Raw genomic sequence first — 19,117 nt, 5'->3', positions numbered from 1 at the left:
GTTCACCTCTCTTCAATCACTTGGCCGCGACGGGCTGGTGGATCTCGGCGACGTAGCCGCCCGGGAACTCGACGATGGCCGACTGGCGGCCCGGCTCGGCCTTGGGTTCGACCACCAGATGGGCGCCCGAGCTTTCGGCCTTGGCCAGGGTCGCGGCCAGGTCGTTCACCTCGTAACCGGTGGTTTCCCGACCGTACGGGTAGGGCAGGTGGCCGTCGGTGACGAATACCACCATCTTGCCGAAGTCGGACTCCAGCCTGACCCGGCGGATCGGCTTGCCCGGCTCGCCGACCACGGCGCCGTCCAGGCGTTTTTCATCGGCCACGACCTTGCCGTGGGAGAACCCGACGAAGCCCTTGATGAAGGCGTCGGCGCGCTGCTCGGAGAGGTACACGCGGTTCTCCGGCACGGTCTGGAACGGGGCGTAATCCGGGGTCTTGGTGTGCCAGTAGAGCTGCATGTTCACGCCGCCCGGCCATTGCACCACGGCATCGCGGCCGATCGGATCGGGGAAGTCGTGGACGATGACGTCGGCGCCATGCTTCTTGGCTTCGGCCAGGGCGACATCGAGGTCCTTGACCAGGTAGCCGTTACGTTCGGCGCCGAACGGGTACGGCACCGGCGTGGTGAAACCGAACAGCGACACGGTGCCGACCGGCGTCTGCAGCAACTGCGAGGTGGTGCTGCTCGGCACCGGCAGCACGTTGACCACCACCTGCGGGGTGCTCTTGCCGCCGAAGGTGGCGAGGAAGCTCTTGACGAAGGCATCGACGTCGCCCGGGGCGACATACACGTGGCTGGTGTCGTATTGCGGCGCGACGGCCACGCTGGCGGAGGTGGCGGCGTGGGCCGGGAGCGAGGCGGTGAGGCCCAGCGCCAGGGCCAGGGAGAGCGGCTTGAATGAATGTTTCATTGAATACCCTTTCAATTGGAGGTGAACAGTAAGGGCGCCCTCGTCGGGTAGCGGGCGCCACGACGTTTCGGATGGCTTGAGAGTCAGGGCTATCGGGTTGCGGTAGTTCGGGACGGGGACGGAGCGCGCAGCGCTCCGTCCGTCGAGGGGGATCGCTTATTTGGCGGCCAGCCACGGCGCCAGCCAGCGGGTCACCTTGGGCATGATCAGGTAGGTGACCAGGCCGACGATGCAGGCGGTGATGATCAGGTTGCTGGGCACGATCCCGCCCAGCACGGGATTGGCCTGGAACACCGGGCCCCACAGCTGCGGAATGAGCATGGACAGCGGCGCGATCACCCCGTAGCTGAGCAGCGCCTGTTTCCACTTGGGCGGCTGTTTGGAATCGGCGTGGTTGGGGGTGAACCAGAACTCGGCCTGGGTCTCGATTTCCGGGCGGTCTTCCTCTTCCAGCAGCGGCGCGACTTCGCGGATCAGTTGCTCGCGCAGTTGCGAGTTGATCCAGGCCTGCAGGCGTGCGGCGTCGATGAAGCGGACGATGGTGGTGAAGGTGTTGTCGGCTTCGCCGGGGCGGATGACGTTGACGCCCAGGTGGCCGTCCTGGGACATGGCCGCGCGGACCGAGGTCTTGAGCCAGGCCTCGTACTCGGTGAGGTACTGCGCACGCACGCGGTGCCGGACCACGAGTGTCACGATGTCATGGGGGGCGGTCTGGGTCGGCATCAGGCAATCTCGCACAGGGAAAACATGAGCGCAGGATAGAGAGTGAGAACTATCCGTGATTGGACTCCTGTGCTGTTTTCCCCGATCCGGCGGTCACTCGCTCAGCGTCGGCACGAACAGCCCGGTCTTGACGTTGCTCATCGCCACCAGCGTCTTGAAGCGCTTGACGTTGTTGCTCTCGAAGAACAGCTGCCGGGTCAGTTGGGTGTACTGCTCCATGTCCCGCACCAGCATGATCAGCACGAAGTCGCACTCGCCGGCGACGTAGTAGCACTGCTGCACCTGCGGGCAGGCGAGGAAGGTCTTCTTCATGTCGTCGAGCAGGTCCAGACGCTCGTTCTCCACCTCCACCTCGGTAATGACCGTGAGTGGGTAACCCAGCGCCCGTGCATCGACCTGGGCCACCGTGCCCTGGATCACCCCCTGTGCGCAGAGTTTCTTCAGGCGCCGGTTGACGGCGGCGCTGGACAGGTTGACCTGGGCGCCGAGGTCCAGTTGCGAGGTGTCGGCATCGCGTTGCACCGCATCGAGCAGGGCCAGGTCGAAGTGATCGAGGTCCATGGGGAGCGCTCCGTAGGCAAACGGCGAGTGGTGCCGTGGTGGCGCAATAAAATTGCATTCATCACCTGAAAATCAAGCTTTTCGTACGCCGGCAACGAATAAGATTCTCCCATGATCGATAACAGGGGGCGGCGCACCGACGCGCGCGGCCCCGGAGGATATGGTGGATGAAGGCGAGTACAACCCTGCAACTCGATGGCCGGCGGCTGCTGCGGCAGATCCGGGAACTGGGCCAGGTCGGCGTCGATGCCGAGCAGGGCGGGCGCACCCGGATCGCCCTGACCGACGCGGAAAAGGCCGGCCGCGATCTGTTGGTCGGCTGGATGCGTGAGCTCGACCTGGAGGTTCAGGTCGATCGCATCGGCAATATCTTCGGCACCCTGCGTTCGGCCCAGGACAGCGGCGATCAGCGCCCGCTGATGATGGGCTCGCATATCGACACCGTGACCAACGCCGGTGCCCTGGATGGCTGCTATGGCGTGCTGGCCGGCCTGGCGGTGATCCGCGCCTTTCGCGAGGCCGGCCTGCTGCCGCAGCGCTCGATCAGCGTCGGCGCCTTCACCAATGAAGAGGGCGTGCGCTACCAGCCGGACATGCTGGGCTCGCTGGTGCATGCCGGCGGCCTGTCGGTGGAGGAAGCACTGGACAGCATCGGCACCGACGGCACGCGCCTGGGCGACGAGTTGCAGCGCATCGGTTATGCCGGTTCGCTGGAGCCGGGTGCCATCGTGCCCCATGAATACCTCGAGTTGCACATCGAGCAGGGGCCGATCCTCGAAGCCGAGAACACCCTGATCGGCGTGGTCGAGAACCTGCAGGGCATTTCCTGGCAGCAGGTCGAGGTCCGGGGCAACGCCAACCATGCCGGCACCACGCCAACCCGTCTGCGCCATGATGCCGGGTTCGTCGCCTGCTCTATCGTCGCCGAGCTGCGCAACATCGCCGTGGAGGCCGGCTCGACCCTGGCCACGGTCGGCTGCATGAAATTCGAGCCCGATGTGATCAACGTCATCCCGCGCCGGGCGACCTTCACCGTCGACCTGCGCGACCCCGACGAAGCCCGCCTGGTCCGTGCCGAACAGCGCCTGAGCCGCTGCCTCGAACAGATTGCCGAACGCGAAGGGGTCAGCATCACCACCGAGCGCCTGGTGCGGTTCGAGCCGGTGGTCTTCAACGCCGAGCTGGCCGACGAGATCGAGGCCAGCGCCAAACGCTTCGGCTTCAGCCATCGGCGCATGACTTCCGGTGCCGGCCACGATGCGCAGATGATCGCGCGCATCGCGCCGGCGGCGATGATCTTCGTCCCCAGCCGTGGCGGCATCAGCCACAACCCGCGCGAGCACACCGACGACGAACAACTGATCCAGGGCGCCCAGGTGCTGCTCGACGTCGTCCGTCGCCGCCTTGGCGCTGCCTGATTTCACCCGGTCACGCCGAGCCGCTGAACATCGCGTCCAGCGGTATCGGTCCCCCTTTGTCTCTCAACAGGAGCTCCTGATGTTGATCGCCAACCCCAAGGCCACCCGCCAGCCGTACCCCGATTCGCTCCAGTCGCTCATGAGCATCGCCAAGGCCCGGGAGAGTCGCCAGTGGCTGGCGCCCTGGAAGCGCCTGAATGCCGGCGCCACGCCGTTGTATTCGCTGCCCGACCTGGCCCGGGAACTGGGCATTGCGCACCTGTCGGTCAAGGACGAGTCGGTGCGGTCGCCGCTGGGCAGCTTCAAGGCGCTGGGGGCGCCGGTCGCCTTGCTGCGGCTGATCCTGGGCACCTTTCCCGAACGGCGCCTGGAACCGCACAAACTGCTCGACGGCCGGTACGCCGAGGCACTGGCGGACTTCACCGTGATCAGCGCCACCGACGGCAACCATGGCAAGGGCCTGGCGGCTGCGGCGCAGAGTATCGGTTGCCGCTGTGTGATCGTCCTGCATGCCCATGTCAGCATCGAGCGCGAACAGGCGATTGCCGCCTATGGCGCGACCATCGTGCGCATCGCCGGCAACTACGACGAGTCGGTGCAGGAGGCTGCGGCACTGGCGCGAGCCCATGGCTGGACCGTGGTCTCCGATACCTCCTACGAAGGTTATGAAGTGATCCCCCGCGATGTGATGCAGGGCTACGGCACCATCGCTGCGGAAATCGTCGAGGCCACCGCCGATGCGCAGGTTCCGGCGTTTACCCATGTGTTCCTGCAGGGCGGTGTCGGTGGCCTGGCCGCCGGCATCGCCAGCTACCTGTGGCAGCAGTATGGCGCGCAGCGCCCGAGCTTTGTCATGGTCGAGCCGGAGCAGGCCGACTGCCTGTACCAGAGCGCGTTGCAGGGCAAGCCGGCGAAAGCCACCGGCTCGGTGGACTCGGTGATGGCGGGCCTGGCCTGCGGGGAAACCTCGCCGCTGGCCTGGCGGTTCCTTGAGCCTTGTGTCGATTTCTTCATGACCATCGAGGACGACGAAGCGGTGGCGGCCATGGGGCGGCTGGCGGCTGGCAGTGTCGGCGACATCCCGCTGGTAGCGGGCGAGTCCGGTGTCGCCGGGTTGGCCGGGCTCGTACGCCTGGTCAAGGAGGGTGGTGCGGCGGCGGTCGGTCTCGATGCGAACTCACGGGTGCTGATCATCAACACCGAAGGCGCCACCGCTCCCGGGGTGTACGCCGAGTTGCTGGGTGAAACCGCCGACGCCGTGCTGGAGCGCCAGCACGCCTGGACGCCGCATTGCCCAGGCGCCGCCACTTGAGCAGGCTGTCGAATGATGGCGACAGCGCCCGGCGCTGCGGATGTTCATGGTGTTCCATCCAGGGCCGCTGTAACATCCGCCTTTTTCTGGAAGCCCTGACGCTATGGACGCCTTGACCGGACGGGTCATGAAGAAGCCCTGTCTGAGTATTTTCCTGCTCTCGCTGATGGTGTTCATGGGCCTGCAGTACAAGCCCGCCATTCTCAATTACACCACCCGCTTCGTCGATTTCGCCGAATACATGCTGTATCACGGCGTGACGCTGTTTCCCATTGCCGACGACTTGAAGCCTTATCCCGACTACACGATTGCCAATACGCTGCTGATGTATCTGGTGTCCCTGCCTTTCGGTCGGGTCTCGGTGTTGTCGATGGGCCTGCCTTATTGCATCACGGCCGCCCTGATACTGGTGTTCATCTACAAGTTGGGTGCATTGCACGACCGCAAGTGGGGACTGTACGGGGCACTTTTTTCATTATTCACCTGGTCGTTCCTCGACAGCGTCAACTCGCTGGCACTGGATGTCTATCCGGCGTTGTTTACGCTGATCTGCTTTTACCTGGTGTATCGCGGTGATGTGAAACAGGACCCTTCACGGCTGCCCCTGGTGTTTCTCGGGCTGGCGCTGGGCTTTGCGTTTCGCGGGCCTATCGGCCTGATCGGGCCGTCGATCGTGGTCGGCTGCTACTACCTGCTGAGCCGGCAGTGGCGTGCGCTGGGGCTGTTTTCGCTGCTGTCCGGGCTGATTTTGGTCGCCGCAGTCGCCTTGCTGTCGTGGGCCGCCTATGTGCAGGGGGGAATGGATTTCCTGCACGACGTGCTGATGATGCAGGGGCTGGATCGCCTCGCCGGCGGCCATGCGCCGCGCTATTACTTCTACTTCAGCAGCGGCCTGGTGACTTATGGCGTGACGGTGTTTTTCACGCTGTATGTCGTCGCGCGCAAGTACAAGACGTTCTTTCGCGCGCCTGGCAAGAGCGATACCGCCTTGCTGTTTTACCTGGCGGCGTGGTTCATGGCGCTGATCCTGTTTTTCACCATCCCGAACGCGAAGAAGGCCCGCTATATCCTGTCGATCACGCCAGCGATTTCCCTGTTGGCGGCGTATATCTTCGTCGACAGGAGCGGTCTGTTCGAGGGGGCGAAGAACGGCTTGCTGCGTTTTTGCCTGAGGCTGCCGTGGATTGGCCTGGGACTGGTTGCGTTTGTCTTTGCCTATAACTTCTTCGCGGTGCATCCACTCCTGCCCAACTATCCCGCCGTGCTCGGCAGTCTGGCCGTGCTGCTGGTCGCCCGTCATCTGCTTGGCAAACACTGCGCCGAACATCGGCATCGTGAACTGATCATCCTGTCGTTCGGTGTCGCCACGTTCCTGGCGCTGGATGCCTTCTTCTTCAACTCCATCACCTATCACCTGGAGTTGGCGAACGAGCCGACGCCGAAGTTTCTGCCGTACTGGTTCTGGTAAGACATTGGCAGTGCGGTCGATCGCCTGGCGGTGACGGCGGTGGGGCGCAAATAGGGAGGCAATAATCCTGATCCGCACTACATTGATTGCAGACAGACAACAGTTGAGCGCCCCCGGCAGGAGCCACCCATGACGATGATCGACTCGGAACGCTTGAAGCCCTATCTGGCGGCCAGGGACAGTGCCCGCGCAGCCTGGCGGTTGACGGTGGCCTCCCTGAGCAAGACGCAACCGCAAGCGCTGGAGGAGGGCTTCAAGGCGGTCAAGATTGCCGAGCGTGCCTACTTCCGTTGTTGCGAGGACCTGTGCGATGTGGTGCGCAGCGAGATGGACCGGGTGGAGGAGGTCGCCGCCCTGGAAGCGGGTCACAGGGATGGGGGCCAGGACGACCTCTAGCCGGCAGCCACGCGGCCCGGTGCCGGCTGGCGTTCTCCCCTGTTCGATGATTGCTCGCAGTGCCTTGCGCTCATTGGTCGTCAGGTCTTGCTGTTCGTTTTTAGATCACCAGCTCTTGTCAGTACCGCCAATACCCCGGCACCCAGACCCACTGGCCGCGACCCCAGCGGTAGTGCCCGGCAACCCAGTGGTAGCCCGGCGCCGGGGCCACCGGGACGACCTCGACGATCGGTGGCGGGCGGCGTGGATGAACCGGCTCGACGACGCAACCGGACAGGGTGGCCGCCACTAGGGCGGCGGCGAGGGTGCTCTTGAGTATTCGGGACATGGCGTGATTCCTGGGTGACGATAGGGCCGACGCCCGGTTGGCGGGCTTCTGTCGGTTAAACGCATGGGCCTGCGCAATCCGTCGCGGTCATCACTCCTTTCGGGCGATTTTCGCCTTGGCCTGCCCGTGCTGGTACAAGGCCTTGCCCAGTTCCTGGCGTTCATCCAGCGGCAGGCTGTCGGCGAAGTCCGCCAGGGTGTTGTCGATCAGCACCCGCAGCGAGTTGTCCGCTTCCCGGGCCCGGGCCAGGTCGGCCAGCAGCGCGTTGCGGTCCAGGGTCGGGGCTTCCAGCTGGCGGATCACGTCCTGGCGCGCTTCACGCCCGGCCAGGACCAGCGGCTGGCTGTTCGCCTGGTTCTGCCTGAGCAGTTGGCGCAGTTGCTTGCGCCGCGGCTCGGGCAACTGCATCAGCGCCTGACGCAAGCCATGCTGGTTGACCGCGACCTCGGCCGGCCGGGCGTTGACCAGCCAGTGATACAGGCCGCCGCCGACGCCGCCGATCAGGAACACATTGAGCAGCAATGACACGGCCAGCAGCGGCTTCAGGTACTTGGGTGGGGTCATTGCTCGGTTTCCTCGGCGTTGACGGTAAAGACGATGTCGGCATCGCCGTGGTCGAAGACACTGGGCAGCACTTCGGCGGAATGCAGGGGCAGCGGCAGGCTCAGGGAGGCCACCAGGATGCCGGCGGCGATCCCGGCCACGCCGACGCCGACGACGCCGGCCGGAGACAGCCAGCCGGCATAGCGCTGCCAGAAGGAGGGCGCGCGGTTCTGGCCGGCCAAGAGACGGATCCGGCGGATCAGGGCCGGGTCCGGTGCCGGCAGTTGGTGGCTGTCCAGCAGGTTGTCGAGCAGGCGCGCCTGATCGAGGGCGGCGAGGGCGCTGCTGTCGCGCTGTTCGAGCAATACCTCGGCGCCGGCCCGCTCGGTAGCCGGCCAGCGCCGCAGGTCTGCGCCGTAGGCCTCGGCCAGTTGGGCGAATCGTTCGGGCGTCATCGTCTTTCCCTCCCCAGTCCGGCATCGCCGAGCGTCTCGGCAAGGTGGCCGCGCAGGTTGCGCCGGGCCCGCGACAGCAGGCTCTCCAGTGCCTCGACGCTGATGTTCATCAGGGCCGCGGCTTCGATGTTCGACAGCTCCTGGTAATACTGCAGCACAATGGCTTCGCGCTGCCGTTCGGGCAACGCCGCCAACGCCGCGGCCATCTGTTCGCTGCGGGCGGCCGCTTCCAGTTGTTCGTCGGGCGCCGGCGTGCTGTCGGGCACCTCGATCGGCTCCTCATTGTCGGCCAGAGGGCGTTCCCGGCGCCGACGCAGGCGGTCGTGACAGAGGTTCAGCGCGACCCGGTGCAGCCAGGTGTCGAAGCGCGCCTCGCCGCTGCGCCAGTTCGCCGCCTGCCTCCAGATGCGCAGGAAGCTCTCCTGGGCCACATCCCGCGCCTCTTCGGCATCGCCGAGGATCCGCGCGGCGAGCGCCAGCAGACGGGGCAGCTTGCGCGACACCATCTCGTTGACGGCCGCCGGTTCGTTGTTGCCGATGCGGGCCAGCAATTCAACGTCCGGATCAGTTTCTTTCAATATGGCAAATCCCGGTCCGGTGGCTCAGCTTCGGATTGATCGGATGGCCCGGCTGCGGTGCGCGCCGCCGGGGGCTTGCATTCAGCGGATCCAGTGGCCTTCGACCCACACCCAGTTCGGCCCGCGCGGCGCCCAGTGGCCCGGTTCCCAGCGGGCGTTGTAGCGCATGCGCTGCCAGTGGCCCGGCTCCCAGACGTAGCCGCGGCCTTCCCAGCGCCAGTGCCCGCGATCCCAGGCGTAGCCGGGGCGTTCGACAGGAATGGCTTCCACGCGCATGGGCGGCGGTGCCTCGCGAATAATGATCTCGGGCTGGGCGAAGGTCGGGGTGCTGGTCAGGGCCGCGAATGCCAGGGGAATGAGCAGGGCAAGGCGAAATGTGGCCAGAGGTCGTGCAGGTCTCATGACAACTCCTTCATGCGGCGGACGAAAGTGAACGCTGCTGATGGGTTGAACGCAGGACGCCGAAAAAATCCGTCGCGGCAAAACCGAAAATTTTTCGCGGGCTTTTCCGCCGTGTCGGGAAGAAGTATTACCCAGGGTGGCCACGGCGTTGATGAAATCGTACGAGGGGTGCGACGGATTTCTCCAGGTGCCCGCGTTCAACCGGTAACCGTTGACCATCGACAGGCGCTGTGGCGTCGTCCGTGCAGCGGCTCTATCCACCGCACCCTGAGGAATACCACCATGTCTCGTCGTTTCTCGCTGCTCGTTGCCGCGGTCCTGCTGCTGAGCCTCAGCGGCTGTGTGATTCTGCCGGGGCACCGGGACCATTGCTGCTGGCGCTACTACGGCGCTGTCGCCCATTCGACGCAGGAGGCGGCGGTCTGACCGGACGTCCCGGCCCCAGGGTGCGGAGCGCCTGGGGTTGGCTTTGACATAAATAGAATTAGTTTACTGCTTGCCTTTTTGCTTTTGTTTTAACTGGAAATTCGGCGAGAACCGGCCCATCATTCGCCGCACTGTGTCTGCGCTTCAAGGCTCTGCTGAGCGCCTGTGCGAAGACCGTGAACCCCTCGCCCTTTTCAGGAACTCATCTTGTCTAACGTCTGCTCCGCCGGCCTCGATATCGGCTTCGCTTCCCTGAACTACCTACAGATCGGCATTCTCGGCATCATCCAGGGCATCACCGAACTGCTGCCGATTTCCTCCACTGCCCACATGCGTGTCGTTCCGGCGGTGCTCGGCTGGCAGGACCCGGGCTCGGCGTTCTCGGCGGCCATGCAACTGGCGGCGCTGGCGGCGGTGGTCAGCTATTTCTGGCGCGATGTGCGCGACGTGGTGGGCGGCAGTGTCACGGCGGTTCGCCAGGGCGACTTCGACAGCCAGTGGTTCAAGCTGGCGGTGGCGATCATCCTGGCGACCCTTCCGATCGGTATCGCCGGCCTGGCCCTGTCTTCCACGCTCAACGCCTGCGATTCGCCCCTGCGTGGTCTGACCGTGATCGGCGTGTCCTGCCTGGTGATGGCACTGCTGCTGGCGGTGTCGGAGTTCACCTGTCGGCACCAGCGGGTGGTCGGTGAAATGCGCCTGCGTGATGCGCTGATCGTCGGCATCGCCCAGATCGGCGCGCTGATCCCGGGCGTTTCGCGCTCCGGCTCGACCCTGACGGCGGCGCTGTTTCTCAACTTCAAGCGCGAAGAGGCGGCGCGCTTCTCGTTCCTGCTCGGCTTGCCGGCAATCGCCCTGGCCGGCTTGAAGGAGCTGTGGGTGCTGCACCACGCGCAGATTCCGGCCGAGGCCTGGGGCCACCTGCTGTTCGGCATCGTGGTCGCCAGCGTCTCGGCCTTCGTGGCGATCTGGGGCCTGATGCGTTTCCTCGAGCGTTTCTCCACCTGGCCGTTCGTGATCTACCGCGCGGCCCTCGGGATCTTCCTGATCGTCGCCGTCCAGCAGGGTTTCCTCTCCTGATTCAATGCCCCGGCGCCGCCCTGAGGCGACGCCGGGTCATTGGCCCGTTCCCAGCGCATAGCGCCGGCAATGCTCCAGATACCCCTGTGCGTGACTGTCCACCCGTTGCACCACGCGGGTCCATGACCAGGACAGGGCGTCGCGGGGTGCTTTCAAGGGGGCGCTCTCTGGCTGGGAGTTGAGCGTTTGAGCGTTGCGCTGGCGGATTGGTTTCGCCTTGGCGGTACGTTGCCGGAAGTGGCAGCACCGCTGAAAAAAAAGCCCGCATGCGGGCGGGCTCAATGGGAGGTTCATCAAAGGAGCGGGTTCACTATAAACAGGCAGGCTATCTGGCACAGTGAAAGATGTTTTACCTCAAAGCCACGTCCGGCAAGGCTTCAGAGCGGTTTTTCGATGCGGTCATAACGCGCTTTCAACTGCGTCAGGCGCTTATCGTACTGACGCTGGAGACACGCGCTGTCGCTGCCGCAGGCGTTGCGTTCCTGCAGCCAGGCCACCTGTTCATCCTGCATCGCGCCACGGTTTCCCATGGCGAACAGGCCACGCAGCAGGCGGTAGGTGGTGGCCATCTCGACGTCGAGGTCGTTCAGTTGGCGGTCGCTGCAGATGGCGATTTCAGTGGGTTGCTTGGCCCGCCCGCAGTCGAAGCTGGCGGCCTGGGCCGTGGCGATAAACAGGGGGAGGGCGGCCAATGCCCCTAAAGATTTCTTCATGCGGGTGCCTGCTGTTCGGGTGTGCCTCGGTGTTCATCAGACCGGGCCGGAGGTGATTTGCTCCCTTAGTCGCGCAGCAGGCGTGCCTGCAACCGATCGCGCACCTGCGGCCATTCCTCGTCGATGATGCTGAAACGCACGGAGTTGCGCTTGCGCCCGTCCGGCATGATCCGCTCGTTGCGCACGATGCCTTCCTGCTGGGCGCCCAGGCGCAGGATCGCCGCGCGCGAGCGGGCGTTGATTTCGTCGGTGGTGAACTGCACCCGCACGCACGCCAGGTCCTCGAAGGCATGGCGCAGCATCAGGTACTTGGCCTCGGTGTTGACGAAGCTCTTCTGCCAGCGCGTCGAGATCCAGGTGCTGCCGATTTCCAGCTTGCGGTAGTGGCGGTCGATCTTCCAGAACCGGGTGGAGCCGATGACTTCACCGGTGTCCTTGAGCACGATGGCGAAGGGCATCACCGTGCCGGCTTCGCGGCCGGCGAGGGCCGTGCCGATGTAAGCCGCGACGGTGGCCTGCGACGGCACCACGGTGAAGGGCAGGTTCCACAATTCGCCGTCTTGCGCGGCCCGTACCAGGGCGTCGGCGTCATCGGCTTGCAGCGGGCGCAGTAGCAGGCGCTGGCCTTCCAGGCTACGGGTCAGCAGGAGGTTTTTCACGGCGAGGGCTCAGGCGGTGGTTCCCTGCGCATTACAGTCAGCCCGCCACGCCTTGGCAAGGGCCATTTGCAGGGAAAACACCCGTACCAATCGCCCGGCCCTAGGCCTGGCTGATATCGACCAGTTGCGGCCGGGTGATCGCCAGGTAGTCATCGCTGGCGAGAATCATCGAGGTGTCCAGGCGCCCGGCATTGAAAGCGATCTCGGCGTAGCGCCGGGTCAGGCTCGGGTCGACGATCAGTTCGATCCGCTCGTCGAACACGAACGGCGGAATCGCGCCGATCCGGCAGCCGGTCAGGGCCATGGCGGTCTCGGCCTTCACCAGTTCGGCCTTCTTGCCCCCCAGGGCGGCACCGAGCTTTTTCATGTCGAGCCGGTGGTCGCCCGGCAGGATCGCCAGGGCATAGCGTTCGCCCTGGCCCTTGAGGGCGCAGAGCATGGCCTTGGCCCCCTGGCCCGGTTCGGTGCCACGGATTTGCGAGACCCGCATCGACTGCCCTTCGGCATCGTGCTGCATGACGCGGTAGCGGGCGCCGTGGCTGTCCAGCAGGCTGACCAGTCGATCGAAAACGGCAGGCATGGGCTTTTCCTCAGAAGGGCTTGATCAGGTCGTACGAAAGCTTGCTGATCAGAATCACCAGCAAGACCAGGAACAGCGCGCGCACGAACGGCACGCCCCGGCGCACCGCGAGCCAGGTGCCGGTCAGGGCGCCGAGGATGTTGAACAGCGCCATCGGCAGCGCCACCAGGTACAGGACGTTGCCGGTGGGGATGAAGAACACCAGCGCGGCGACGTTGGTGGCGATGTTCACCAGTTTGGCCGAGGCCGAGGCGTGCAGGAAGTCGAAGGCGAAGCAGCGGATGAAGAGGAAGATCAGGAAGCTGCCGGTACCGGGGCCGAACAGGCCGTCGTAGAAACCGATGGCGCCGCCGATCAGCACCGCCAGCAGTTTTTCCCGGGTGCCGATCCGCATCGGCTTGTGCAGGGCGCCGAAGTCCTTTTTCCAGAAGGTGTAGAGCGCCATCACCACGATCATCACCAGCACCGCCGGGCGTACCACCGACTGCGGCACCGCCGAGACGGTGGCCGCGCCGAAGAACGACATGACGAATGCCGCCCCGGCCGCCGGGATCACCAGGCTCCAGTCGATCACCACCTTGCGCACGAACGAGCGCGCCGCGAAGGTCGTGCCGCAGGCGGCCGCGACCTTGTTGGTGCCCAGCAGGGCGGCTGGTGGGGCGGAGGGCAGCACGTTGAACAGCGCGGGGATCTGGATCAGTCCGCCGCCGCCGACCGCCGCGTCGATGAGGCCGGCGGCGAAGGCGAAGCAGCAAAGGATGACGATATCAAACATGAAATCAGGCTCTGACGATAAAGGGTTGGTTCGGGTCCAGCGGTACCACGCGCGCCGGATCGTCGACCCCGAACACCCGGATCATCCAGCGGTCGCGGCCGTCGTAGCGCGGGGTGAAACCATCCCGGGCGTGCAGGGTCTGCTGGTTCTTGAAAATCAGCATGTCGCCGGGCTGCAGCAGGATGTGCCGGATGACATCGGGGTGGTTGGCGGTGGCCGAGAACAGTTGCATGGCAAAGTCGGCGTTGGCGGTGGTCGCGCTGACCGCCGCCTTGTTGTAGCGGCAATGCAGGCCGCCGGCTGGCGGCTGGTAGAGCAGCGGAACGTTTTCCAGCACGTTGCCCTCCTGGCCGAACGAGTCCGGCCGGCGAACGCTGAAGTTCGGCCGCTGCAGTTCCTGTTCGACGAAGTCCGGCAGGATGTCCAGCACGTCGCGGATGGCGACGATGCGCGTGGGCACGTCCAGTTCGCAACGCAGGCCGGTCAGGGTCAGGTACTCGGGGCAGGCCGAGAGGCCGTCGACCGGTTCGCAGGTCAGCGGCAGGTGCGGGTTGTCGACGTGCATGCCCAGGCCCAGGCGCGAGCCGAAGGAGCTGGCTTCGGTCTCGCACTCCTGCTTGGGCGAGACGTGGCGGAACACCGTGTTGTCGCTCTCCCCGGCATAGCCCACGGGGCGGGTGCCCAACGCCGCCAGCACGGACAGGATCGCACCGGCCAGCACCGGCAGCTCTTCGATGCCGGGTTCGTCGTCGTAGGGTGTGGCCGGCAACTGCGGGTCGACCGGCAGGCCGCGGACGATCAGCGCCACCGCATCCGACTGGGGGAAGTCGCGCAGCACCTGGTGTTTTTCGGTACTCAGGACGTTTTCCAGCAGACGTTGCAGCACCGGCATCCGGTCGATGCCCGAGGCGCTGTCGCGGATGGCCAGGGGCGTGAGCGCTGCCTGCAATTGTCGTTGCTCGGTGAATGATAGATGGATTTCGGGCAGGGCCTGCAGAGTGGGCGCCGGGGCATTTCGAACCAGCCAGTGCGGGCTTTGCTCGCTGATTCGGCTAGCCGAATGCCTGACAGCCTCATCCAGTTTTGACACGTCCTTTGCTCCTCTATTCCTACGTCCCTGTGGGTTAAGCGCGAAGGCTAACGGAAGGGACCTTTTTGTGTTGCAATACCACGTTGCGAAAAGTGCAACGAGGTGAGTGATGGCACTGGATCTGTTGGGTGAACTCGAAGCCTTCGCGACGGTGGCGCGCAAGCGCAGCTTCATCGCCGCGGCGCGGACTCTGGGGCGTTCGCCAAGCTCTGTGACCCGTGCCGTTCAGGCCCTCGAAGAGAGCGCCGGGGTCAAGCTGTTCAATCGTTCGGCCAATGCGGTGAGCCTGACCGAGGCCGGCGAGCGGCTGTTGCCCCACGCCTACAAAATGCTGGATCTGCAACGTGAGGCCGACGAAGACCTGGCCGGTATCAGCGGCCTGGCCAACGGCTGGATCCGCTTTTCGGCGCCGGAGTTTCTCGGTCACGGGGTCATGCCCAGGCTGATCGCCCAGTACTGCGAGCGTTATCCGCAGGTGAACATCGACGTGATCTTCACCGACGAAACCATCGACCCGGCCAGGAGCAAGCTGGACTTCTCGATCCGCGGTGCCTTTCCGCAATCCAGCGACCTGATCGGTTTTCCGCTATGGAGCTATGCCCGCTACCTGTATGCCAGCCTCGCCTACCTGGAGCGGTGCGGCACGCCCGACTCGATCGAGGCATTGGACCGTCATTCGCTGATTCTGCACACCGCCCCGCGGATTCTTAAGGAGTGGAATTTTCGCAATGAGCAGCAGGCCATCAGCTACCGAGTGCATCCGAAATTTCGCTTCAGTTCGGGCGCCGCGGTGTTTCAGGCCGCGTTGGCCGGGGTGGGGATTGCCCGCCTGGCCGACTGGCTGGCGGAGCCGGAGGTCGAGCAGGGGCGGCTGGTGCGGGTGTTTCCCGAGTATCGACTGACCTCCAGCGGCGGCGAGAACCCGCAGATGCATGCGGTGTACCCGGCCGGCAACCTGCCGCTGCGGGTGAAGATGCTACTGGAACTGATCCGGACCTTCGGCGACAACGTCACTCGGCTCTGAGCCGAGGGCGAAGCGTTCGCGCACCAGCGCGCTGAAGCGGGCCGCCGCCGGCCCCAGGGTCTGCCCGGCGCGGGTGATCAGGCCGATCTCGCGGCTGACGCCGGCGTGTTCCACCGGCAGGCGGATCAGGCCGCTGAGGCGGTCGTCCGCCGACTCCGGCAACAGGGTCATGCCCAGCCCCTGGCGCACCAATGCCAGCACCGTGGACATGTAGTTGGCCTCCAGCCCCGGGACCAGGGTCAGGCGCTGCTCGTCGAACAATTGCTCGACCCGCTCGCGCACGCTGCTGTCGCGCCCGGTGAGGATCATCGGCTGGCCGCTGAGGTCTGCCAGCCGTACCCGTTTCCTGCGCGCCAGCGGATGCTGCTCGGGCACGAACAGGCAGAGCCGGTCGACCATCACCACCTCGAAGTCCAGGCCATGACTGAGCCGCGCCCGCACGCCGAGGCCGAAATCGACCTCGTTGTCGCGCACCAGGGCATCGATGCGCTGGGCGACCACGTCGCGCAGGCGCACTTCGACGCCCGGATAGGCTTCGCGAAAGGCTCGCAGCACCGGCGGCAGGGCGCCGGAGCAGATCGACGGCAGGGCGGCGATGGTCACCACGCCGCGCTGCAGGCTGGCCAGGCCGCGGGAGCCGTTGACGATGTTGTCCAGGTCCAGCAACAGCTTCTCCATCGGCCCGCGGGCCTGCTGGCCGGCGCTGGTCAGGCTGACCTGACGCGGGCTGCGCTCGAGCAGCGCGACGCCGAGCCAGTCTTCCAACTGCTGCACTTGCACGGTCAGCGCCGACGGCGACAGGTGCAGTTCATCCGCCGCCCGGGTGAAGCTGCCGGCGCGCACGACGGTGAGGAAGGCGCGAATATGCTGGATGGAATTCTTCATTCTGTTTTTCCGAATACAAGGCGGCGAACATTCCAATTTACAAAGCTTAACCGCCTTTCAATACTCCGGGGAAAACAATAACCGCCCGCTCCCTGAAGAAGCGGCTCACTGGAGTCTTCCCATGCTTGCCACGCTGGGTGTCATCACCATTCTCTGTCTGCTTGCGGCTGTCATGAGCAAGCGCCTCTCTCCCCTGGTTGCCCTGATCGCCCTGCCGATCATTGCCGCCTTGCTCGGCGGCTTCGGTCTGCAGACCAGTGGCTTCATTATTACCGGTATCAAGAACGTCGCCCCGGTGGTCGGCATGTTCGTCTTCGCCATCCTGTTCTTCGGCGTGATGACCGATGCCGGCATGCTCGACCCGATCATCGATCGCATTCTGCGTACCGTCGGTACCCGGCCGAGCCGGATCGTCGTCGGCACCGCCCTGCTGGCGCTGCTGGTGCACCTGGACGGTTCGGGGGCGGTGACATTTCTGGTCACGGTGCCGGCGATGCTGCCGCTGTATACCCGCCTGGGCATCGACCGGCGCATCCTGGCCTGCGTCGCGGCGATGGCCGCCGGGGTCAACTTCCTGCCGTGGACCGGGCCGGTGCTGCGCTCTTCGGCGGCCTTGCACGTGCCGGTGGCGCAGTTGTTCCAGCCGCTGATCCCGGTGCAGATCGTCGGCCTGCTGTTTGTGTTCGCCAGCGCCTGGTGGCTGGGCCGGCGTGAAGAGCGTCGCCTCGGTCTGGGGGGCGGGGCGGCGGTGGACAGCGTGCCAACCCGGGTGATCAGCGCCGAAGAGGAGCGTCTGCGGCGTCCGCGGCTGTTCTGGGCCAACCTGCTGCTGACCGTGCTGGTGATGGTGGTGATGATCGCCGGCTGGGTCGACCCGGTGGTGATGTTCATGCTCGGCACCGTGGTTGCCCTGTGCCTGAACTACCCGAACGTCGACGCCCAGCGCGAGCGCATCGATGCCCACGCCAGGACCGCGCTGACCATGGCCAGCATTCTCCTGGCGGCCGGGGTGTTCACCGGCATCATGCAGGGCACCGGCATGCTCAAGGCCATGGCCGAAGTGGCGGTGGCGCAGATTCCCGCCGGGCACGGCAAGCTGATCCCGACGGTGGTCGGGCTGCTGTCGATGCCGCTGAGCCTGCTGTTCGACCCGGACTCGTTCTACTTCGGCGTGATGCCGGTGATCGCCGAGGTCGGCAAGGCCCTGGGGGTCGAACCGCTGCAGGTGGCCCAGGCCTCGCTGCTCGGGGTGCACACCACCGGGTTTCCGGTCAGCCCGCTGACCCCGGCGACCTTCCTGCTGGTGGGCCTGTGCAAGATCGAACTGGCCGACCACCAGCGTTTCACCATTCCATTCCTGTTTGCCGCCTCGGTGCTGATGACCCTGACGGCGTTGCTTCTGGGCGTCTTTTGAAATGAAGGGCTTTGCGATGAAAACCTTGCGTATCGGCTCCGGTGCCGGTTACTCCGGCGACCGTATCGAGCCGGCCGTGGAACTGGCGGCCAAGGGCGAGCTGGATTATCTGGTGTTCGAATGCCTGGCCGAGCGCACCATCGCGCTGGCCCAGCAGGCCCGCCTGAGCGACCCTGCGGCGGGCTACGATCCGTTGCTGCGCGAGCGCATGCAGCGGGTGCTGCCCTATGTGGCCGGCAATGCGCGGCGGCTGCGGATCATCACCAACATGGGCGCGGCCAACCCGCTGGCCGCGGCCCGGGAGGTGCGGCGGATCGCCGTCGAGCTGGGCCTGCCGGCGCTGAAGGTGGCGGCGGTGACCGGCGATGACGTGCTGGCGGCCCTGCAGGCCGAGCCCGAGCGGCAGTTGGACAATGGCCTGCGGCTGGCGCAACTGGGTGAGCGGCTGATTTCGGCCAATGCCTACCTGGGCGCCGAGGGCATCGTCCAGGCCCTGGCGGCGGATGCCGATGTGGTGATCACCGGCCGGGTCGCCGACCCGTCGCTGTTCCTTGCCCCGCAACTGTTCGAGTTCGGCTGGGCGGCGGACGATTGGCCGCGCCTGGGGCGCGGCACGCTGATCGGCCACCTGCTCGAATGCGCCGGGCAGATCACCGGCGGCTACTTCGCCGACCCAGGCATCAAGGACGTACCGGGCCTGGCCTACCTGGGCTTCCCGTTGGCCGAGGTCGACGAGCAGGGCGGGGCGATCATCACCAAGGTCGCCGGCAGCGGCGGGCGGGTGGATCGTGCCACCTGCGCCGAACAGCTGATCTACGAGGTGCATGACCCGGCGGCCTACCTGACCCCGGATGTCACCGCCGATTTTTCCCGGGTGAGCTTTGCCGGGCAGGGCCCGGACCGGGTGCAGGTACAGGGCGCCAGCGGGCTGCCGCGGCCGCAGTCGCTGAAGGTCTCGGTCGGTTACCTGGACGGCTGGATCGGCGAGGGGCAGATGTCCTACGGCGGCCCCGGGGCACTGGCCCGTGCCCGGCTGGCGCGGGAGGTGGTGCTGGAGCGCCTGCGGATCATCGGCGTTGAAATGGAGGAGGTGCGGGCCGAACTGATGGGTGTCGATTCGCTGCATGGCGAGCGCCTGGGCGAGCGCGCGGCGGCCGAGCCCTGGGAAGTCCGCCTGCGGGTGGCCGCCCGTTGCGCCCGGCGGGCCGATGCGGTGCGCGTCGGCAATGAAGTGGAAACCCTGTACACCAATGGCCCCTCCGGCGGCGGTGGTGCCAGCAAGGGCGTACGGCAGGTGGTGGCGGTGGCGTCGTTGCTGCTGCCGCGCGAAAGCCTGGTTGCCCGGGTTCATCTGGAGGATCTGCAATGAGTACC

At 65.7% G+C, this 19,117-nt stretch carries 23 protein-coding genes; 9 read left to right on the top strand and 14 right to left on the bottom strand.

Annotation, left to right across the window (positions count from 1 at the left end; genetic code table 11):
- Positions 1 to 16: 16 nt before the first annotated feature.
- The 3 genes from ACM62G_RS00945 to ACM62G_RS00935 form a co-directional block, all read right to left on the bottom strand.
- The gene (locus tag ACM62G_RS00945; protein ID WP_419736510.1) at positions 17 to 913 is read right to left on the bottom strand and encodes a glyoxalase; all 897 of its coding nucleotides are present in this window, start codon (positions 911 to 913) and stop codon (positions 17 to 19) included.
- A gap of 156 nt (positions 914 to 1,069) precedes the next feature.
- On the bottom strand, positions 1,070 to 1,636 hold the full coding sequence (locus ACM62G_RS00940) for an antibiotic biosynthesis monooxygenase (RefSeq protein ID WP_054060824.1): 567 nt from the start codon (positions 1,634 to 1,636) through the stop codon (positions 1,070 to 1,072).
- A 93-nt stretch (positions 1,637 to 1,729) separates the two neighbouring features.
- Positions 1,730 to 2,197, bottom strand: coding sequence for an Lrp/AsnC family transcriptional regulator (locus ACM62G_RS00935; protein WP_419736509.1), 468 nt, complete (start codon positions 2,195 to 2,197; stop codon positions 1,730 to 1,732).
- Positions 2,198 to 2,364: 167 nt separating this feature from the next.
- On the opposite strand from ACM62G_RS00935, the gene ACM62G_RS00930 reads away from it, so the two are divergent.
- From ACM62G_RS00930 to ACM62G_RS00915, 4 genes are all read left to right on the top strand, one after another.
- A complete protein-coding gene (locus ACM62G_RS00930; protein ID WP_419736508.1) occupies positions 2,365 to 3,615 on the top strand; it encodes a Zn-dependent hydrolase in 1,251 nt (416 codons plus the stop codon).
- A gap of 79 nt (positions 3,616 to 3,694) precedes the next feature.
- Positions 3,695 to 4,927, top strand: coding sequence for a diaminopropionate ammonia-lyase (locus tag ACM62G_RS00925; protein WP_419736507.1), 1,233 nt, complete (start codon positions 3,695 to 3,697; stop codon positions 4,925 to 4,927).
- A 127-nt stretch (positions 4,928 to 5,054) separates the two neighbouring features.
- Positions 5,055 to 6,395, top strand: coding sequence for an ArnT family glycosyltransferase (locus ACM62G_RS00920; protein WP_419736506.1), 1,341 nt, complete (start codon positions 5,055 to 5,057; stop codon positions 6,393 to 6,395).
- Positions 6,396 to 6,524: 129 nt separating this feature from the next.
- A complete protein-coding gene (locus ACM62G_RS00915; RefSeq protein WP_054060819.1) occupies positions 6,525 to 6,791 on the top strand; it encodes a hypothetical protein in 267 nt (88 codons plus the stop codon).
- 118 nt (positions 6,792 to 6,909) lie between these two features.
- On the opposite strand, the gene ACM62G_RS00910 is transcribed toward ACM62G_RS00915, so the two are convergent.
- The 5 genes from ACM62G_RS00910 to ACM62G_RS00890 form a co-directional block, all read right to left on the bottom strand.
- Positions 6,910 to 7,119, bottom strand: a complete 210-nt coding sequence (locus ACM62G_RS00910; RefSeq protein ID WP_054060818.1) for a YXWGXW repeat-containing protein — start codon at positions 7,117 to 7,119, stop codon at positions 6,910 to 6,912.
- 90 nt (positions 7,120 to 7,209) lie between these two features.
- On the bottom strand, positions 7,210 to 7,683 hold the full coding sequence (locus tag ACM62G_RS00905) for a periplasmic heavy metal sensor (RefSeq protein ID WP_054064204.1): 474 nt from the start codon (positions 7,681 to 7,683) through the stop codon (positions 7,210 to 7,212).
- A complete protein-coding gene (locus tag ACM62G_RS00900; protein ID WP_419736505.1) occupies positions 7,680 to 8,117 on the bottom strand; it encodes a hypothetical protein in 438 nt (145 codons plus the stop codon). The genes ACM62G_RS00905 and ACM62G_RS00900 overlap by 4 nt, the downstream gene beginning before the upstream one ends.
- Positions 8,114 to 8,695 carry an RNA polymerase sigma factor gene (locus ACM62G_RS00895; RefSeq protein WP_419736504.1) on the bottom strand — a complete coding sequence of 194 codons (582 nt, stop codon included), beginning with the start codon at positions 8,693 to 8,695 and terminating at the stop codon, positions 8,114 to 8,116. The genes ACM62G_RS00900 and ACM62G_RS00895 overlap by 4 nt, the downstream gene beginning before the upstream one ends.
- 81 nt (positions 8,696 to 8,776) lie before the next feature.
- Positions 8,777 to 9,097, bottom strand: coding sequence for a YXWGXW repeat-containing protein (locus ACM62G_RS00890; RefSeq protein ID WP_419736503.1), 321 nt, complete (start codon positions 9,095 to 9,097; stop codon positions 8,777 to 8,779).
- 282 nt (positions 9,098 to 9,379) lie between these two features.
- On the opposite strand from ACM62G_RS00890, the gene ACM62G_RS00885 reads away from it, so the two are divergent.
- Positions 9,380 to 9,523 carry a hypothetical protein gene (locus tag ACM62G_RS00885; RefSeq protein WP_419736502.1) on the top strand — a complete coding sequence of 48 codons (144 nt, stop codon included), beginning with the start codon at positions 9,380 to 9,382 and terminating at the stop codon, positions 9,521 to 9,523.
- A gap of 207 nt (positions 9,524 to 9,730) precedes the next feature.
- Positions 9,731 to 10,603, top strand: a complete 873-nt coding sequence (locus tag ACM62G_RS00880) for an undecaprenyl-diphosphate phosphatase (protein ID WP_419736501.1) — start codon at positions 9,731 to 9,733, stop codon at positions 10,601 to 10,603.
- 377 nt (positions 10,604 to 10,980) lie between these two features.
- On the opposite strand, the gene ACM62G_RS00875 is transcribed toward ACM62G_RS00880, so the two are convergent.
- The 5 genes from ACM62G_RS00875 to ACM62G_RS00855 all read right to left on the bottom strand — a co-directional run bounded on the left by ACM62G_RS00875 (position 10,981) and on the right by ACM62G_RS00855 (position 14,420).
- Positions 10,981 to 11,316 carry a lysozyme inhibitor LprI family protein gene (locus ACM62G_RS00875; protein WP_273823339.1) on the bottom strand — a complete coding sequence of 112 codons (336 nt, stop codon included), beginning with the start codon at positions 11,314 to 11,316 and terminating at the stop codon, positions 10,981 to 10,983.
- A 65-nt stretch (positions 11,317 to 11,381) separates the two neighbouring features.
- The gene (locus ACM62G_RS00870) at positions 11,382 to 11,960 is read right to left on the bottom strand and encodes a GNAT family N-acetyltransferase (protein ID WP_054059106.1); all 579 of its coding nucleotides are present in this window, start codon (positions 11,958 to 11,960) and stop codon (positions 11,382 to 11,384) included.
- Positions 11,961 to 12,075: 115 nt separating this feature from the next.
- Entirely contained in the window at positions 12,076 to 12,555 is a 480-nt protein-coding gene (locus tag ACM62G_RS00865; RefSeq protein ID WP_054059103.1) for a YbaK/prolyl-tRNA synthetase associated domain-containing protein, read from the bottom strand.
- A 10-nt stretch (positions 12,556 to 12,565) separates the two neighbouring features.
- Positions 12,566 to 13,330 (bottom strand): sulfite exporter TauE/SafE family protein, encoded by a 765-nt coding sequence (locus ACM62G_RS00860; protein WP_054059104.1) that lies wholly within the window; start codon positions 13,328 to 13,330, stop codon positions 12,566 to 12,568.
- Positions 13,331 to 13,334: 4 nt separating this feature from the next.
- Complete coding sequence (locus ACM62G_RS00855) at positions 13,335 to 14,420, bottom strand: TauD/TfdA family dioxygenase (RefSeq protein WP_419736500.1); 1,086 nt, start codon at positions 14,418 to 14,420, stop codon at positions 13,335 to 13,337.
- Between the two features lie 109 nt (positions 14,421 to 14,529).
- Between ACM62G_RS00855 and ACM62G_RS00850 the strand changes: the two genes are divergently transcribed.
- Positions 14,530 to 15,444, top strand: a complete 915-nt coding sequence (locus tag ACM62G_RS00850; RefSeq protein ID WP_419736499.1) for a LysR substrate-binding domain-containing protein — start codon at positions 14,530 to 14,532, stop codon at positions 15,442 to 15,444.
- Here the strand turns inward: ACM62G_RS00850 and ACM62G_RS00845 are convergent.
- Entirely contained in the window at positions 15,397 to 16,329 is a 933-nt protein-coding gene (locus ACM62G_RS00845; RefSeq protein WP_054064210.1) for a LysR family transcriptional regulator, read from the bottom strand. The genes ACM62G_RS00850 and ACM62G_RS00845 overlap by 48 nt on opposite strands.
- 121 nt (positions 16,330 to 16,450) lie before the next feature.
- On the opposite strand from ACM62G_RS00845, the gene ACM62G_RS00840 reads away from it, so the two are divergent.
- Both ACM62G_RS00840 and ACM62G_RS00835 read left to right on the top strand, forming a co-directional pair.
- The gene (locus tag ACM62G_RS00840) at positions 16,451 to 17,743 is read left to right on the top strand and encodes a CitMHS family transporter (protein ID WP_054061575.1); all 1,293 of its coding nucleotides are present in this window, start codon (positions 16,451 to 16,453) and stop codon (positions 17,741 to 17,743) included.
- Positions 17,744 to 17,759: 16 nt separating this feature from the next.
- Entirely contained in the window at positions 17,760 to 19,112 is a 1,353-nt protein-coding gene (locus ACM62G_RS00835) for an acyclic terpene utilization AtuA family protein (RefSeq protein ID WP_419736498.1), read from the top strand.
- The last annotated feature ends 5 nt before the right edge of the window (positions 19,113 to 19,117 follow it).

This window comes from Pseudomonas sp. COR18 (assembly GCF_048568395.1).
In the GTDB taxonomy this organism is placed as follows: domain Bacteria; phylum Pseudomonadota; class Gammaproteobacteria; order Pseudomonadales; family Pseudomonadaceae; genus Aquipseudomonas; species Aquipseudomonas fuscovaginae_B.
The sequence above is the reverse complement of the archived record's forward strand: the minus strand, read 5'-3'. Positions and strand labels throughout refer to the sequence as shown.

Bases quoted from the DNA above. Each gene is read 5' to 3' on its own strand.
- ACM62G_RS00945 (WP_419736510.1), bottom strand. From the start codon at position 913: ATGAAACATTCATTCAAGCCGCTCTCCCTGGCCCTGGCGCTGGGCCTC.
- ACM62G_RS00940 (WP_054060824.1), bottom strand. From the start codon at position 1,636: ATGCCGACCCAGACCGCCCCCCATGACATCGTGACACTCGTGGTCCGG.
- ACM62G_RS00935 (WP_419736509.1), bottom strand. From the start codon at position 2,197: ATGGACCTCGATCACTTCGACCTGGCCCTGCTCGATGCGGTGCAACGC.
- ACM62G_RS00930 (WP_419736508.1), top strand. From the start codon at position 2,365: ATGAAGGCGAGTACAACCCTGCAACTCGATGGCCGGCGGCTGCTGCGG.
- ACM62G_RS00925 (WP_419736507.1), top strand. From the start codon at position 3,695: ATGTTGATCGCCAACCCCAAGGCCACCCGCCAGCCGTACCCCGATTCG.
- ACM62G_RS00920 (WP_419736506.1), top strand. From the start codon at position 5,055: ATGAAGAAGCCCTGTCTGAGTATTTTCCTGCTCTCGCTGATGGTGTTC.
- ACM62G_RS00915 (WP_054060819.1), top strand. From the start codon at position 6,525: ATGACGATGATCGACTCGGAACGCTTGAAGCCCTATCTGGCGGCCAGG.
- ACM62G_RS00910 (WP_054060818.1), bottom strand. From the start codon at position 7,119: ATGTCCCGAATACTCAAGAGCACCCTCGCCGCCGCCCTAGTGGCGGCC.
- ACM62G_RS00905 (WP_054064204.1), bottom strand. From the start codon at position 7,683: ATGACCCCACCCAAGTACCTGAAGCCGCTGCTGGCCGTGTCATTGCTG.
- ACM62G_RS00900 (WP_419736505.1), bottom strand. From the start codon at position 8,117: ATGACGCCCGAACGATTCGCCCAACTGGCCGAGGCCTACGGCGCAGAC.
- ACM62G_RS00890 (WP_419736503.1), bottom strand. From the start codon at position 9,097: ATGAGACCTGCACGACCTCTGGCCACATTTCGCCTTGCCCTGCTCATT.
- ACM62G_RS00885 (WP_419736502.1), top strand. From the start codon at position 9,380: ATGTCTCGTCGTTTCTCGCTGCTCGTTGCCGCGGTCCTGCTGCTGAGC.
- ACM62G_RS00875 (WP_273823339.1), bottom strand. From the start codon at position 11,316: ATGAAGAAATCTTTAGGGGCATTGGCCGCCCTCCCCCTGTTTATCGCC.
- ACM62G_RS00865 (WP_054059103.1), bottom strand. From the start codon at position 12,555: ATGCCTGCCGTTTTCGATCGACTGGTCAGCCTGCTGGACAGCCACGGC.
- ACM62G_RS00860 (WP_054059104.1), bottom strand. From the start codon at position 13,330: ATGTTTGATATCGTCATCCTTTGCTGCTTCGCCTTCGCCGCCGGCCTC.
- ACM62G_RS00850 (WP_419736499.1), top strand. From the start codon at position 14,530: ATGGCACTGGATCTGTTGGGTGAACTCGAAGCCTTCGCGACGGTGGCG.
- ACM62G_RS00845 (WP_054064210.1), bottom strand. From the start codon at position 16,329: ATGAAGAATTCCATCCAGCATATTCGCGCCTTCCTCACCGTCGTGCGC.
- ACM62G_RS00840 (WP_054061575.1), top strand. From the start codon at position 16,451: ATGCTTGCCACGCTGGGTGTCATCACCATTCTCTGTCTGCTTGCGGCT.
- ACM62G_RS00835 (WP_419736498.1), top strand. From the start codon at position 17,760: ATGAAAACCTTGCGTATCGGCTCCGGTGCCGGTTACTCCGGCGACCGT.